This window comes from Acidobacteriota bacterium (assembly GCA_016712445.1).
Lineage (GTDB): Bacteria > Pseudomonadota > Alphaproteobacteria > Caulobacterales > Hyphomonadaceae > Hyphomonas.
Genome location: JADJRB010000001.1, coordinates 2,372,197 through 2,387,413, shown reverse-complemented (window position 1 = coordinate 2,387,413; position 15,217 = coordinate 2,372,197). Strand labels below are relative to the sequence as shown.

Below are 15,217 nucleotides of genomic sequence, written 5' to 3'. Positions count from 1 at the left end.
CGCACAATGCCGGAATGGGCCATCTTTGCGCTTGCCTCGCTGGCCGGCTACCTCGCCGGTTCGATCCCGTTCGGGCTGGTCATTGTCCGGGCCGCCGGGCTCGGGGACATCCGTGACATCGGCTCGAAGAGCATCGGCGCGACCAACGTGCTGCGGACCGGGCGCAAGGATCTGGCGCTCGCCACGTTCCTGCTCGACAGCCTGAAGGCGGGCCTGGCAGCGCTCGGCTTTTCGATGATGGCCGGCCCCGAGGCCGGGGTCGTTGCTGGCGCCAGCGCATTCATCGGCCATTGCTATCCGCTCTGGCTGGGCTTCAAGGGCGGCAAGGGCGTTGCGACCTACGCAGGGCTGCTGATCTTCATCACGCCGCTGAAGGGGCTGCTGATCGGCGCGCCGGTCTGGCTTGGCGTGTTCGCGCTGACGCGGATTTCGTCGCTGTCCGCGCTGTGCGCGGCGGTGGCGGTGCCGCCGGGGGCGTATCTGCTGGGTGAACGCAATCCGGTTGTGCTCGGCGGGTTGGCCTTGCTCTCGGTGCTCGTGTTCTGGACGCACCGGGCGAACATCAGCCGCCTGCTCAACGGCACCGAGCCGCGCTTCGGATCTGCGAAAGCCAAACCGGACGCATGAGGCTGAAGCGGCTGAGCGACGCCGAACGGCGCGACTGGGTCCGCCTCGTCCGCACACCGAATATCGGCCCCCTCACCTTCGCGCGCCTGATCGAGCGTTTCGGAAATGCGACCGACGCGCTTGCGGCCCTGCCCGACATTGCAGGCCGCGTTGCCAAGGGGCGGCACATCGCGCTGCCGCCGGTTGCGGTGATCGAGGACGAGATCGCGGCCACGCAGCGCCTCGGCGCCCGGCTGATCGCCAGTTGCGAGCCGGACTTCCCGAAACTGCTCACGGCACTCGACCCGCCGCCGCCCCTGCTCGTGCTGCTGGGCGACGCGGCGCTGGCGCGGCCGGAATCGGTGGCGATTGTCGGCGCGCGCAATGCGTCGGCGGCAGGCCGGAAGATTGCACGCGACATGGCGGGCGAACTCGGGCGCGCGGGGCTGGTGGTGGTCTCGGGCCTCGCCCTGGGTATCGACGGCGAGGCGCATACGGCCAGCCTCGCGACGGGGACGGTGGCGGTGCTGGGCGGCGGAATCGACCACATCTACCCGCCCCAGCACGAGCGCCTCTACCGCGAGATCGCCGAACAGGGCCTGATCGTCTCGGAGAGCCCGGCGGGCTACAAGGCGCGGGCGCAGGATTTTCCGCGCCGCAATCGCATCATCACCGGGCTGGCGCGCGGCACGGTCGTGGTGGAGGCGGCGGAGCGCTCGGGCTCGCTGATTTCGGCGCGGATGGCCGGTGAACAGGGGCGCGAGATCATGGCGGTGCCGGGATCGCCGCTCGATCCGCGCGCCGCCGGCACCAACGGGCTGATCCGCCAGGGCGCGGTGCTGGTGCGCCATGCGGCCGACGTGCTGGAAGTGCTGGCGGGCCTGCCGGCGCTGCATGTGGCCGCCCCGCCCCCGCCGGCGTTCCATGCAGACGGGCCGGACGGAGCGCTGCCGGAGGACCAGGTCGCCCGGGTGAGGCAGGCCCTCAGCCCGCATCCGATGCCGATCGACGAGATTGCGCGCGCCGCGGGGCTTACGGCTGCGCAATGCAGCGCCGTGCTGATGGAGCTGGAACTGGCGGGCGAAGCGCTGTCGTATCCGGGCGGGCTGGTGGCGCGGGCGGTCTGACGGCCTGTGGCCCGCAAGCACCGGCCTTCCAGCCAAAAGCAGGCGCCGGTTGCGGGATGGCTGGACGGCCCGCAGGATCGACTTTAAGCCTTCGTGAAAGCCGCACGGTCCTGCAGGGGAGGCAGGCCGCGCCGAACGACGGCAGATTGAGGGTCTTACTTTTGGCATTCTGGTCCCAGTACGCCCTGCTCGCCGGATTTTCGGCCGTGCTGCCGCTTGCCGCGCAGGCACAGGAATCGAATCCCGCCGAGACTGCACCTGCCGCTGAAGCAGCAGATGAGCGCGTGATCCTCGAAGCGGACACCGTCTACGAACTGAGCGAAGAGAACAGCATTGTCGCGGAAGGCAATGTGCAGGCGCTGTACCAGGGCCGCACGCTGCGGGCGGACCGGCTTGTGTACAATCGCACGACGGAAAAAGTCCGCGCCAACGGCAACGTCGTCATCATCGACACCGACGGCTCGCAGCAATACGCGGATGAAGTCGAAGTCGGCTCGAACCTGTCGGACGGCTATGCGATCGGCTTCTCGGCGCGGCTGGCGCAAGGCGCGAGCGTCGCGGCCAATTCGGCGATCCGCCGGTCGGACGGCGTCAACTCGCTGGACCAGGTCGTCTACACGTCCTGCGAAGTCTGCGCCGAGGACCGCACGCCGACCTGGACGATCCGGGCGCGCCGGGCCGTGCTGGACCAGGAAAGCCAGATGATCTCCTACCGCGATGCGGTGGTCGAGGTGGCGGGCATCCCGGTCTTCTACCTGCCCTATTTGGCGCACCCTGACCCGAACTCCGACCGCCGGTCGGGCCTGCTGATTCCGAATGCCGGTGTCTCCTCGAAGCTCGGCGCCTTCTACAAACAGCCCTACTACTGGGCGATTTCGGACTACTCGGATCTCACCATCGCGCCGATGGTCTCGGCCAACGTGAACCCGCTGATTGGTCTTGAATACCGCAAGCGGTTCTATTCCGGCGCGCTGAAGATCGACGCCAGTTTCACGCAGGAAGCCGATTTCGACAGCGAAGGCGTGCTGTTCGGCGAGGAAAAGTTCCGCGGCCACGTCTACGCCAATGGTGCGTTTGCCCTGTCGCCGGAATGGCTCTGGGGCTTCGCGGTCGAGAGCCAGACCGACGACCTGTATGACCGGCGCTATGACATCGACGGGCAGACCGACAAGCGCGGGCTTTATTCGAACCAGCCCCGCCGGTTGCTGTCGCAGCTTTTCGCAGTGGGCCAGGGCGATGACTATTACGCGGACGTCGCGCTTCTGAATTTCCAGGGCCTGCGCGGGCAGGACGATGCCAGCCGCCTGCCAGTGGTTTCACCGCTGCTGTACGCCGAGAAGAACTTCGATCTTGGCGATTATGGCTTTGCCAATGTGAACGTGTCGTCCGCCGTGCTGACACGTGATGTCGGCGCCGACAGCCACCGAGTGAGCGCGGGGGCGGACTGGCGCGACTTCAACCTGCTGCCCGGCGGGGCGACTTTCGAGCCGTTCGTGGAAGTGCGCGGCGATTTCTATGCGCTCGACGAGGCGGTGAGCGGCAAGAGCGACGTCTCGCGCGCCGTGGGCAATGCGGGCGCCAAGATTGCCTATCCGATGATCCGGACCGGCGAGACGGTCGACCTGATGATCGAGCCCGCCGTGATGGCCGCCTGGGGCTTCTCCAACGTCAACGATCCGGCCATTCCGGTGGAAGACAGCCAGCTCTACGAATTTGACGAGTCGTCGCTCTACGACCCCAACGGGTTCGGCAACTTCGACCTTTACGAAGGCGACGGAAAGCTCAGCGCCGGCCTGACTGCGCGGGCGATCTGGAAGAACGGCACCGAGCTCAGCACGACGGTCGGGCGCCGCTGGCGTTCGCGGCCCGATGCGGCGTTCGACGTGGCGTCGAACCTGGACGGCACTTCTTCGGACTGGGTGGCGTCCAGCACGCTGGACCTTGGCCGGGCGCTGCAGCTGTCCGGCCGCGTGCGGCTGGACGACGATGACCTCGCCCTCAACCGCCTCGACATGCGGGTCTCGACCTCGTTCAGCCGTTTCCGGGCGGTCGGGCAATACTACAAGATCGACCCGCGAATCAGCCCGACGGGCGATCCGGACGAGGGTATCTATCTTCGCGGCGAGATGAAGATGACGGACTCGATTTCCGTGATTTTCGGCCAGTTGCGCGACATTGCCGACGATATCGATGCCCGGCAGGAAATCGGCCTCGCCTATACCGACGACTGTTCGCGCTTCGAGCTGGTCTACAGCCGCAACGAGCTGCGCGACCGGACTTTGGGGCCATCGGAGAACTTCCAGTTCAGGTTTACCCTGAAGTCGCTGGGGAACTTCGGATCGGGCGATTTTGACTGACCCCCGGCCCCGGATGGTCCTGAAAACTGCAACAATACAGGCATTACTGTGCTGGTGCGTTGCGCGGCGGGCGGGGATTTGTATGGTCGGGGCGAAACGGTAACAGGGGTCCGGCTTGGCGGGATCCACGGAGGACGTGAATGGTGCGCGCAGTCTTGATGGCAGCCCTGGTAGCCCTGAGCGCGCCGGTCGCGCTGGCCCAGGCGCAGGAAGAGAACCGCCTGCAGCTTGAGGGCATCGCAGCGGTCGTCAATGACAAGCCGATCTCCTATTCGGACGTGCGCCAGCGGGCCCGCCTCCTGCTGTTGACGCTTGGCCGCCAGCAGCCGACGCAGGAACAGGTCCAGCAGATCACCAGCCAGGCGCTGGAGCAGCTGATCGACGAGCGCCTGCAGCTCGACCGCGTGGCCGAGTATGAGGTGAAGGTCGAGCCGGCCGAGATTGACTCCGAGCTTGCCGACATGGCCGCCCAGTCGGGCATTGGCGCCGATGGCCTGCGCCAGCAGCTTGCCGCCGCTGGCGTGAACCCGGTCAGCCTGGAAGAGCAGATCCGCGCCGACATTGCATGGAACCGTCTGATGAGCGGCCTGTTCGGCACACGTATCCGGGTCTCCGACAACCAGGTCGATGACCATCTTGAGCGCCTGCGCGCGGCTTCGAAGAAGACCCAGTTCCGCGTAAGCGAAATTTTCCTCTACGCTCCGGATGCCGAAACGCGCGCCGAAGCGCTGACGGCTGCCGGTTCGATCGTGCAACAGCTCAGCGAAGGCGCAGACTTCCGCGTCGCGGCGCAGCGCATCTCGTCCGCGCCGACGGCGGCGACCGGCGGCGACATGGGCTGGGTGACGGCCGACGATCTCTCGCCGGCCCTGTCGCAAGCCGTGCTGGCAGCGGGCGAGGCACCGACGCTGCTGCCGCCCATCGAAGTGGAAAGCGGCGTCTACATCCTGTCCGTTGTCGCCAAGCGCGAGCCGAGCCAGCCGACGACCAAGGTGGACCTGAAGCGCCTCGTCGCGACCGATGGCAAGGAAGCGACCCTCACCGATGCGATGGCGAAAATCACCTCCTGTTCTGATGTCCAGTCCGTCGCCAACGCGAAGTCTGAACTGCGCGCACAGGACCTGACCGACATCGACGTTGTCGAACTGGGCGAGGAAGGCCGCGGCCTGGTGCTCGCCACCGAAGTGGGCTCGCCGACGGATATCTTCGCCGTGGGCAGCGGCCTGGCCGTGATGTACGTCTGCCGCCGTGAAGACGGCGCCGAGGCCCTGCCTTCGAAGGAAGACCTCAAGAACTCCATCAAGGCGCGCGAACTGAACATGATTTCGGAGCGCGAACTGCGCAATTCCCGCCGCGACGCGACCATCATCTACCGTTAACAGCGAGAATCGCGCTTGCCTGACAGGCGTTTAGGCGCGACATCGCCGTCGTGACCGAAGCTGTTTCCCCACCCCTGGCCCTGACGATGGGCGATCCGGCCGGCTGCGGCCCGGCGATCACGGCGGCTGCCTGGAGCGCGCTGCACCACGACAACGGAGTTGGCTTTTACCTGATCGGTGACCCGGCCCTCATCAAGGACGTGCCCACGAAGGTCATTTCGTCACCGCTAGAGGCGGCCAGCGCGTTCAACAGCGCCCTGCCCGTGATGGCGCTCGGCGATGTGCCGGCGATCTCGCCCGGAAAGCCGGACGCAGCCGCGGCGCCGGCGATCATCCGGTCAATCGAATCCGCGGTGGCGGATGCCCTGGCCGGTCGCGCGTCCGGTGTGGTGACCAACCCGATCAACAAGGCGCTGCTCTATGGCGCGGGATTCCGCTTTCCGGGACATACTGAATTTGTGGCGCACCTGTGCGAAGCTGCGGGCCAGCGCGCGGCCCCGGTGATGATGCTGACCGGGGGCGGCCTGCGCGTGGCGCTGGCGACCATCCATATGCCGCATGCGGACGTTCCGGCTGCGTTGGGCGACGGGCGGCTTGAGCGGATCGCGCGCGTAGTGAACGCCGCGCTGGTGCGCGATTTCGGCATCGCCGCGCCGAAGGTCGCATTCTCCGGCCTCAACCCGCACGCGGGAGAAGACGGCACGATCGGACGCGAGGAAGTTGAATTGATCAACCCGGCGGCAGACCGTCTGCAGGCGGAGGGTATCAATATCTGCCGTGCGCGGCCCGGCGACACCGTATTCGCCGAAGCCCTGGGCGGAGCATATGACGCCGTGATTGCCATGACGCACGATCAGGGCCTGATCCCGGTCAAGACCCTCGATTTCTGGGGCGGCGTGAACTCAACATTGGGCCTGCCCATCGTGCGCACCAGTCCGGATCATGGCACCGCCTATGACGCCGCTGCCGCTGGCACCTGCCGGCCGGACAGCCTGATTGCCGCGATCCGGCTTGCAGCCGAGTTCGCCGCCAACCGCCGGAAGGCCGATGCATGACTGACGACACACCGCCGCTGACCGAAGCGCCCGCCCGAAAGGCGCTGGGCCAGCATTTCCTGTTCGATCCGTCGATCCTGAAACGCGCCGCAAACGCCGCCGGCTCCCCGGCGGGCCGCACGGTCATCGAAGTCGGCCCCGGCCCCGGCGGGCTGACCCGCGCCATCCTGAATGAGAACCCGGCCAAGCTGATCGCGGTCGAGACCGACCCGCGCTTTTCCGAGGCCCTGCTCGAATGGCCGGAAGCGAAGAGCGGACAGCTTGTCGTCATCGCCAGGGATGCCCGGAAGGTCCGTTGGGAGAAGGCACTGCAGGAAGCGGGCGCGACCGGCCCCGCGATGATCATCGCCAACCTGCCCTACAATGTCGGCACGCCTCTGCTCGTCGACTGGCTGAAGGCGGGCGACTGGCGCGGCGAGATGGCGTTGATGTTCCAGAAGGAAGTCGCCGAGCGCATCTGCGCAAAGCCGGATACGGACGCCTACGGACGATTGGCAGTGCTCGCGCAAGCAGTGACGCGGCCGTATATTTCGTTCACGCTGCCGCCGGGCGCCTTCCGGCCGCCGCCGAAAGTGGACAGCGCGGTCGCCGTGTTTGAACCGCTGCCGCCGGACAAGCGCTTCGCGCACATCGACCTGCTGGAACAGATTGCCGGCGCGGCATTCGGCCAGCGCCGCAAGATGCTGCGCGCGGCCCTGAAACCGTTCGCCAAGAAGCGCGGCATGAAAGCCGAGGAATGGCTCGAAGGGTGCGGGATCGACCCGACCGCGCGGGCCGAAACGCTGACACAGGCCGAGTTCAGGACGTTGGCGTCGAGCCTCGCCTGACTCAGCTTTCGCGGAGCAGCATCCGCACGTGGTCCTCAAGGTCCAGCTGGCGCAGGCGCTTCAGGCGCTCGACCAGCAGGATGCGCTTGAGGCGCTGGTAGGCGATGTTCAGGTCTTCGTTGATGATGACGTAATCGTAGCGCCGCCAGTGCATGATTTCGGCCTTGGCGCTCAGCATGCGGCGCGCGACCATTTCCGGTGTCGAGCCCGGTCGGTTCGACAGGCGCTCCTCGAGCGAGCTGATGCTGGGCGGCAGGATGAATACCGAGACGACATCGTTCGGCATCTGGTCGTGCAGCGCGTCAGCGCCTTGCCAGTCGACATCGAAGAGGACGTCCTCGCCCGCCTCGAGCCTTGCTTCGGTGTCGGCTTTCGGGGTGCCGTAGCATTTGTCGAATACCTGCGCCCATTCGAGGAACTCGCGGCGCTCGGCCATTTCCTGAAAGGCCTTGAGCGAGCGGAAGTAATAGTCCTTGCCATCGACCTCATTCGGCCGGGGTTCGCGCGTGGTGACCGAGACCGAGAGCTTCACATCGTGGAACTCGTCCAGCAACATCCTGGAGAGCGTCGTCTTGCCGGCACCCGACGGGCTCGACAGCACGAGCATCAGCCCGCGCCGGTGGCCCGTGTCTTTCGGGTGTCCGCTATTCGACATTGGCCGACTGCTCCTTGAACTGGTCGATCACCCCTTTGAGGCTGAGCCCGGCATTCGTCAATTCAAGGCTGGCGGATTTCGAACAGAGCGTATTGGCCTCGCGGTTCAGCTCCTGCGCCAGGAAGTCCAGCTTGCGGCCAGCGGGCGAGCCTGCATTGAGCAACTCGCGGCCTGACCGCACGTGGGCGCCGAGGCGGTCCAGCTCCTCGCGCACGTCCGCCCGCGCCGCCGACAGGGCGGCCTCCGCCGCGAATCGCTCGGCGTCGACGCGGCCTTCACGGTCGAGCTCTTCGAGCTGTTTGACGAGCCGCGCCTTGATCAGGCCGGGCTGCGTTGCGGCGAGGGCGGACGCCTCTGCCGCCAGCGATTCGATCTCGTCGAGATGGCCTGACAGGACACCGGCGAGGTCGCGCCCCTCAGCGCGGCGGGCCACCAGCAATTGGTCCAGCGCAGTGCGCACGCCTGCAGACAGCACCGCCACGACCGCCTCGTCGCCCGCGAGTTCGCGGGTTGAAGCGCTGCCGGTTTCCACGACGCCCTTGAGACCCATCAGGGCCACCACGGATTCGGCATTCAGTTCGCCGCCATGCGCCTTGCGCGCCGCATCCATCAGCATGCCGAGCAGGGCGTGATCGACCACTGCGCCGCTGCCACCGGAGGCAAGATCAATCCGCAGGCTGACCTGCAGCGATCCGCGATTGAAACGCTCGCCGGCAAGCGCCTTCACGTCGCGCTCGAAGGCATCGAAGCCGGGCGGCGCATTGACCCGCACATCCAGCGAGCGGCCATTGACGCTCTTGGCCTCCCAGGCCCAGGTGCCCCAATCCGCTTCCCCGGTGACCCGCGCGAAGCCGGTCATCCCCGACAATACCCCCATCAATTCGCCCGTTCCTTCTGGATTTCGCCGCGCTCATAGGCGCGGTAGGCCGCGACGTTGCGCTCGTGTTCGGCGTTCGTCCTTGCAAACAGGTGGCCGCCTTTGCCGTCCGCGACGAAGAAGATATACTCCGTCTCCGGAGGATCGAGCACGGCTGCGATGGCGTCGCGGCCCGGATTGCAGATCGGCGTCTTTGGCAAGCCGTCCACCTGGTAGGTGTTCCACTCGGTATGCCGGTCGATTTCCGAACGGTAAAGCGTGCGGCGCTGGCCAGCCTTGTTGTAGAGGGGCTCGCCCTTTGAAATGCCGTAAATGATCGTCGGATCGCTTTGCAGGCGCATCCCGCGTTTCAGCCGCGTGGTGAACAGGGCCGCCACCTGGGGGCGCTCGTCAGCGCGGCCGGTTTCCTTTTCGACGACCGAGGCGAGGATCACAGCCTCGTAAGGCGATGCGATAGGCAGGCCTTCCTGGCGGGCGGGCCACAACTCGGCGAGCAGGTCGGCCTGCGCCTTCTGCGTCTTGGCGATCAGGTCGGCGCGCGTCATGCCCCGATGGTACATGTAGGTATCCGGCAGCATCGTGCCCTCTTCGGGCAGGACTTCCGGCATGTCGCCTTCCAGCACATCATCCTGCTCGATCAGCTTCAGCAGCTGCGCGGTGGTGCGCCCCTCCGGCAGGGTGATCCGGTGCAGCACCGACCGGCCTTCGATCAGTATGCTGAGCACTTGTTGCATCGTCGCGCGGGGCTCGATGATGTATTCGCCGGTCTTGAGGTCGAGCTCGGTCTTGTCGAGACGCGCCTTCAGGCGCAGCAGGCGGGCGTCCTTGATGATGCCATCCGATTCCAGACGCAGGGCCACGCCGGCAAGTCCTTCGCCCGGCTCGACCTTGAAGACGACTTCCTCGGCCAGCGGGCCGGGACGGGTCAGCTCATTGTTGAACCAGACCCAACCGGCGGCCGCGGCCGCGCCGCCAATGAAGGCGAGGAAGACCAGCCAGAAAACCAGCGCTCTCAGGGTTCGCATCGGGGCCTCTTTACCGTGTCGTGTTGCCGATGTTCTACCGTGCCAGCCCGGGCCCGGAAATCAATCGTCAGCAGTCAGACTGGCCTTGCGGGCCGCCCCGGCATTAAAGTCAGGTTACCTGTTTGAGGATCAGCGAGGCGTTGGTGCCGCCAAAGCCGAAACTGTTCGACATCGCGGCCCGGACCCGGCCCTTCTTGGCCTTGTGCGGGATCAGATCGATCACCGTCTCGAAGCTCGGATTGTCGAGGTTCAGCGTCGGCGGCATCACCTGGTCGCGGATCGCCAGGGCGCAGAACGCCGCCTCGATTGCGCCTGCGGCGCCCAGAAGGTGGCCGACAGCCGACTTTGTCGACGACATCGACAGGTTTTTCGCGTGGTCGCCGAACGCGCGCTCGACCGCCCCGGCTTCGCCTTCGTCGCCTTTCGGCGTCGAGGTGCCGTGAGCGTTCACGTAGTCAACCTCGGTGGGGTCGATGCCCGAATTCTTCAGCGCCATCTTCATGGCGCGGTAGCCGCCCTCGGCGCCTTCGGCGGGCGCCGTGATGTGGTAGGCATCGCCGGTCAGGCCGTAGCCGGCCACTTCGGCATAGATCTTCGCGCCGCGGGCCTTGGCATGCTCGTATTCCTCGAGCACCAGCACCGCCGCGCCTTCACCCATCACGAAGCCGTCGCGGTCCTTGTCATAAGGACGCGACGCCTTCTCGGGCGTGTCGTTGAAACTCGTCGACATGGCCTTGGCCGCGCAGAAGCCTGCGATGCCGAGCTTGCCGATCACGGCTTCAGCGCCGCCCGCCACCATGACGTCGGCATCGCCATACTTGATGAGGCGCGCCGAGTCGCCAATCGCGTGCGCGCCGGTCGCACAGGCGGTCACCACGGAATGGTTCGGCCCTTTCAATCCGTGGCGGATCGAGACTTGGCCGGACGCCAGGTTGATCAGCGACGCCGGAATGAAGAACGGACTGACTTTGCGGGGGCCCTGCTCGTGCAGGATGATCGCCGTCTCGTAGATCGTCTCGAGACCGCCGATGCCAGAGCCGATCAGGACGCCTGCGCGTTCCTTCTGCTCGTCGGTTTCCAGCGGCAGGGCGGCGTCGGCAATTGCCTCGTCCGCCGCTGCAATGGCGTAGACCACGAACTCGTCCGTCCGGCGCTGCTCCTTGGAGGACAGCACCTTGTCGGGATCGAAGGCGTGCTCGTCGCCGGCGCCGCCGCCCCGTCCCGAGGCGTAGGGCACCTGGAAGGCGATCTTGCAGGGAAGGTCCGAAGCATCGAAATTATCGATCGGGCCTGCACCGGACTTGCCGGCGATCAGGCGCTCCCACGTGGCCTCGCGCCCGTTCGCCAGCGGCGAGACGATGCCAATACCCGTGATGACTACGCGACGTTCGGACATCCCAGCCAACGCGCCCTAGATGTGCGCCTTGATGTGCGAGACAGCGTCACCGACCGAGCGGATCGACTCCTGCACGTCATCAGGGATCTCGATGTTGAATTCTTCTTCGAAAGCCATGACCAGCTCGACCAGGTCGAGGGAGTCTGCGCCGAGGTCGTCGATGAAGCTTGCGCCTTCGACCACTTTGTCGGCTTCAACGTCGAGGTTTTCCACGACAATCTTTTTCACGCGCTCAAGAACGTCAGACATGAATACCTCTCTCGATATGCCTGTAGACTGGCCCTTTTCGAACCATTGTGTTGCGCCTAGCACACACTTTGACGAAGCGCCAAGCCCTTGTCTCTTTAGCAGCTGTAGCCGCTCAGATCATCGCCATGCCGCCGTTTACGTGCAGGGTCTGCCCGGTCATGTAAGCCGCCTCGCTGGAGGCCAGATAGACCGCAGCTGCAGCAATGTCGCTGCCCTGCCCGAGGCGGCCTGAAGGAATCTGCCCCAACAAGGCTGTTTTCTGAGCTTCCGGCAGCACGTCGGTCATCGGCGATTCGATAAAGCCGGGGGCAATCGTGTTGGCCGTGATGCCCCGGCTGGCGACTTCCTGGGCGAGCGATTTGGTGAAACCGATCATGCCCGCCTTGGAGGCGCAGTAATTCGCCTGTCCGGGGTTTCCGGTGACGCCGACGATCGAGGTGATTCCTATGATGCGGCCGTGGCGGCGCTTCATCATTCCCCTCACGGCTGTTTTGGCGAGACGGAAATAGGAGCCGAGGTTGACGTTGATGACGGCGTCCCAGTCCTCGTCCTTCATCTGGATCAGCAGCTTGTCCTTGGTGATGCCGGCATTCGCCACGAGGATGTCGAGCGGGCCGAGGGCGGCTTCGGCCTGGCCGACGAGGGCGTCGACAGCGGCGGGATCCGACAAGTTGCAAGGCACGATGGCGCTTTCGCCCTTCAGGGTGGCGGCGACCTCCTGCAGGACCGCTTCGCGCGTGCCCGAGAGGGCGACCTTGGCGCCGGCCTCCGACAGGGCCTGTGCGATGGCGCGGCCAATGCCGCCTGAGGCGCCGGTGACGAGGGCGGTGCGGCCGGTGAGGTCGAACATGCGGGGGCTCCCTGAATGGTTTTGTGTTGGCGCGGGACTTACGGCAGGTGCGGGCGCTCCGTCAAACGACGGTGCATCGCAGATGACTGCGGTTGCGGCCATTTCGGGGGCGGACATATACTGTCTGGTGTAGTCAGGAGCCCCGCCGATGACCCTCCGCACTATCTTGGTGACCTTGGTCGCCGGTCTCGCGGCAGCTGGTCAGGCGTTGCCGGCAGATGCCCAGGAGACGCAGGAAGAAGTGCAGGCGATCCGTGCCGAGATCGAGGCCGAGACACACTGCTACGTGTCGCCGGGACCCGAGGGTGGTGGCCGGCGCGCGATCTGCGTGTGGCGTCCGGCGAATGCAGGGGCGGAGGACTTGCCGACGCTCTACATGGTCGACGGCATGATGGGGATCTACGTGGCCGCGATTCCCCTGAAGCGGGCGATGGAGGCGGGCACAGTCGCACCGATGATGGTCATCGGCCTCGACCCCCAGGCCGATCCCGAAGATCGCGCCGCCGAATATGTGAGGCACTTCCACGGGTCCAAGACCTATGAGGCGCACAACAAGTGGTTCGTCGAGTACGTGATCCCGTGGGCCGAATCGAAGCGCCATGCGGCGGCCGATCCGGCGAAACGCTTTGTCGGGGGTTTCTCCAACGGCGCCGACTGGGCGGTGACGACCGCGTCGGAAAATGCCCCGCTGTTCGCGGGCGTGCTCGTGCATTCGCCGATGATGACGAAGAACAAGGGCGCGAAATACTGGACCGAGTCCGGCGCGTCGAGATTGCGATGGGTGGTGAGCGGGGGCACGGAGGAAGTGAGCGGCACGATCAAGCCCAAGGCAGACCTGCCGAAGAAGCTCATCCGGTCGTTGACGGCCAGCGGCGCGCCGGTGCGCGCCTGCGTCGGCAAGTGGGAACACGAGCTGCGCGCCTGGCGGAAGATTTCGGCCGGCTCGATTGTCTGGATGGCCGGGCTCGGCGATCCGGCGCTGGTGGAGAGCGAGGACGAAATCCGCTGGTGCGAAACGCCGGCCTGACGCCGCTCAGGCTTCGCCGCGCAGCGCTTTCGCGAAGGCTTCGAGGTCTTCCGGCGTTCCGAGCAGGAGGCCGTTGAGCGACTTCTCGATGCGGCGCTGCATGACGGTGAGAACCTTGCCGTTGCCGACTTCGCCGGTCATCGTGACGCCCTGGGCGACCATATACTGGATGCTTTCGGTCCAGCGCACGCGGCCGGTGACCTGGGTGACGAGGTTCCGGCGGATCGTTTCGGGATCGGTGACGGCCGAAGCCGACACGTTCGCGACGAGCGGGACCGCCGGGGCGTTGATCGTGGTGGTGGCCAGCGCCTCGGCCATTGCATCCGCTGCCGGCTGCATCAGCGCGCAGTGGAACGGCGCGGAGACGTTCAGCGCCATCGCCTTCTTCACGCCGTTCGCCTGCGACCAGACCACGGCGGCGTCGATGGCGGCCTTGGTGCCGGAGATGACGAGCTGGCCGGGCGCATTGTCGTTGGCAATATCGCAGGCGCCGCCGGTTTCGCGGCCGGCGGCGCAGGCGGCTTCGGCCTGCGCATAGTCTGCGCCGAGCAGCGCCGCCATGGCGCCTTCGCCGGGCTTCACAGCAGACTGCATGGCGTTGCCCCGGATGCGCAGCAGGCGGGCCGTGTCGGCCAGGCTGATCGCGCCGGAGGCGGCCAGCGCCGAATACTCGCCCAGCGAATGGCCGGCGACGAAGGCGGCATCCTTCGCACTGATGCCGAAATTGGCTTCGAGTGCCCGGTAGGCGGCCAGGGAGTGGGCCATCAGGGCGGGCTGGGTATTTGAGGTGAGCGTGAGTTCGGCGAGGTCGCCGCCCCACATCAGGCCTGAGAGGTCCTGGCCGAGAGCCGCGTCGACTTCCTCGAACACCGCCCGGGCCGTCGGGAAGGCCTCGGCCAGCGCCTTGCCCATGCCGATTTCCTGGCTTCCCTGCCCGGGAAAGATCAATGCAAGCGTCATGGGTTAACCAAGCCTCCCTGTTTTGCGCGTGGGTAAAGCGCGTGTTCCAGCCATGCAACGCTTGAATTCTGCCGCCAGATAGGCTTTAGACCCGCTCTTCACAGCAAGGTGCGGTCCTCAAGTACCCGGAATGAGCCGGAAAAAGAGGGGCCATCGCTGGCAGGGCTTCCCTCCCTACGGCGCCGCACCTTCGAATTTTGGGAATGAAAACATGGCATTCTACGAGCACGTCGTGATTACACGACCTGACATCTCGCCGGCCCAGGTTGACACCTTCGTCGAAGAGATGAGCGCTTTCCTCAAGGAAAAAGGCGCAACGGTCGGTCGGACCGAATACTGGGGCCTCCGCAGCCTCGCTTACCCGATCAAGAAACAACGCAAGGGTCACTATTCCTGCATCAACATCGATGCACCGGCTGAAGCGATCCATGAACTCGAACGCCGCCAGCGCATCTCGGAAGACGTGATGCGCTACCTGACCGTCCGCGTCGAAGCGATGCCCGAGGAGCCGTCCGTGGTTCTCTCGCGCAAAGAACGCCGTCCGCGCGACTAAGGGGAAGGAACAGATCCAATGGCACAGAAAATCAACATCACGAACATTCCTGCCCGCCGCCCCTTCGGCCGTCGGCGCAAGGTCGACCCGTTCACGGGCGAGCATGCACAGGAAATCGACTACAAAGACGTGAAGCTGCTGCAGCGCTACATCTCTGAAAAAGGGAAAATCGTGCCGAGCCGCATCACCGCCGTGAACCTGAAAAACCAGCGCAAGCTGGCTCAGGCGATCAAGCGCGCCCGCATGCTGGCGCTCATTCCGTTCGCGATCTAAG

General features: G+C 65.8%; 16 protein-coding genes. 9 read left to right on the top strand and 7 right to left on the bottom strand.

Annotation, left to right across the window (positions count from 1 at the left end; translation table 11 throughout):
• Positions 1-6: 6 nt before the first annotated feature.
• From plsY to rsmA, 6 genes are all read left to right on the top strand, one after another.
• A complete protein-coding gene (gene plsY, locus IPK75_12145; GenBank protein MBK8199107.1) occupies positions 7-627 on the top strand; it encodes a glycerol-3-phosphate 1-O-acyltransferase PlsY in 621 nt (206 codons plus the stop codon).
• Positions 624-1,733 carry a DNA-protecting protein DprA gene (gene dprA, locus IPK75_12140; protein MBK8199106.1) on the top strand — a complete coding sequence of 370 codons (1,110 nt, stop codon included), beginning with the start codon at positions 624-626 and terminating at the stop codon, positions 1,731-1,733. Before plsY ends, dprA begins: the two co-directional genes overlap by 4 nt.
• Positions 1,734-1,894: 161 nt before the next feature.
• Complete coding sequence (locus tag IPK75_12135) at positions 1,895-4,090, top strand: LPS-assembly protein LptD (protein ID MBK8199105.1); 2,196 nt, start codon at positions 1,895-1,897, stop codon at positions 4,088-4,090.
• 140 nt (positions 4,091-4,230) lie between these two features.
• On the top strand, positions 4,231-5,469 hold the full coding sequence (locus tag IPK75_12130; GenBank protein ID MBK8199104.1) for a SurA N-terminal domain-containing protein: 1,239 nt from the start codon (positions 4,231-4,233) through the stop codon (positions 5,467-5,469).
• An 86-nt stretch (positions 5,470-5,555) separates the two neighbouring features.
• The gene (gene pdxA, locus IPK75_12125; protein ID MBK8199103.1) at positions 5,556-6,524 is read left to right on the top strand and encodes a 4-hydroxythreonine-4-phosphate dehydrogenase PdxA; all 969 of its coding nucleotides are present in this window, start codon (positions 5,556-5,558) and stop codon (positions 6,522-6,524) included.
• Entirely contained in the window at positions 6,521-7,351 is an 831-nt protein-coding gene (gene rsmA, locus IPK75_12120; protein ID MBK8199102.1) for a 16S rRNA (adenine(1518)-N(6)/adenine(1519)-N(6))-dimethyltransferase RsmA, read from the top strand. The genes pdxA and rsmA overlap by 4 nt, the downstream gene beginning before the upstream one ends.
• Position 7,352: 1 nt before the next feature.
• On the opposite strand, the gene gmk is transcribed toward rsmA, so the two are convergent.
• The 6 genes from gmk to fabG form a co-directional block, all read right to left on the bottom strand.
• A complete protein-coding gene (gene gmk, locus IPK75_12115; GenBank protein MBK8199101.1) occupies positions 7,353-8,006 on the bottom strand; it encodes a guanylate kinase in 654 nt (217 codons plus the stop codon).
• A complete protein-coding gene (locus IPK75_12110; protein MBK8199100.1) occupies positions 7,996-8,883 on the bottom strand; it encodes a YicC family protein in 888 nt (295 codons plus the stop codon). Before IPK75_12110 ends, gmk begins: the two co-directional genes overlap by 11 nt.
• Positions 8,883-9,908, bottom strand: a complete 1,026-nt coding sequence (gene mltG / locus IPK75_12105; protein MBK8199099.1) for an endolytic transglycosylase MltG — start codon at positions 9,906-9,908, stop codon at positions 8,883-8,885. The genes IPK75_12110 and mltG overlap by 1 nt, the downstream gene beginning before the upstream one ends.
• A 109-nt stretch (positions 9,909-10,017) precedes the next feature.
• On the bottom strand, positions 10,018-11,304 hold the full coding sequence (gene fabF / locus IPK75_12100; protein ID MBK8199098.1) for a beta-ketoacyl-ACP synthase II: 1,287 nt from the start codon (positions 11,302-11,304) through the stop codon (positions 10,018-10,020).
• 15 nt (positions 11,305-11,319) lie between these two features.
• A complete protein-coding gene (locus IPK75_12095; GenBank protein ID MBK8199097.1) occupies positions 11,320-11,553 on the bottom strand; it encodes an acyl carrier protein in 234 nt (77 codons plus the stop codon).
• A 112-nt stretch (positions 11,554-11,665) separates the two neighbouring features.
• Complete coding sequence (fabG, locus tag IPK75_12090; protein ID MBK8199096.1) at positions 11,666-12,403, bottom strand: 3-oxoacyl-[acyl-carrier-protein] reductase; 738 nt, start codon at positions 12,401-12,403, stop codon at positions 11,666-11,668.
• A gap of 148 nt (positions 12,404-12,551) precedes the next feature.
• Here fabG and IPK75_12085 point away from each other — a divergent pair, with 148 nt between their 5' ends.
• Positions 12,552-13,430, top strand: coding sequence for a hypothetical protein (locus IPK75_12085; protein ID MBK8199095.1), 879 nt, complete (start codon positions 12,552-12,554; stop codon positions 13,428-13,430).
• A 6-nt stretch (positions 13,431-13,436) separates the two neighbouring features.
• Here the strand turns inward: IPK75_12085 and fabD are convergent, their stop codons facing one another.
• A complete protein-coding gene (fabD, locus tag IPK75_12080; GenBank protein MBK8199094.1) occupies positions 13,437-14,390 on the bottom strand; it encodes an ACP S-malonyltransferase in 954 nt (317 codons plus the stop codon).
• Between the two features lie 211 nt (positions 14,391-14,601).
• Between fabD and rpsF the strand changes: the two genes are divergently transcribed.
• Together rpsF and IPK75_12070 are read left to right on the top strand one after the other, a co-directional pair.
• Entirely contained in the window at positions 14,602-14,943 is a 342-nt protein-coding gene (gene rpsF / locus IPK75_12075; protein ID MBK8199093.1) for a 30S ribosomal protein S6, read from the top strand.
• Positions 14,944-14,961: 18 nt separating this feature from the next.
• A complete protein-coding gene (locus IPK75_12070; GenBank protein MBK8199092.1) occupies positions 14,962-15,216 on the top strand; it encodes a 30S ribosomal protein S18 in 255 nt (84 codons plus the stop codon).
• Position 15,217: the final 1 nt, after the last annotated feature.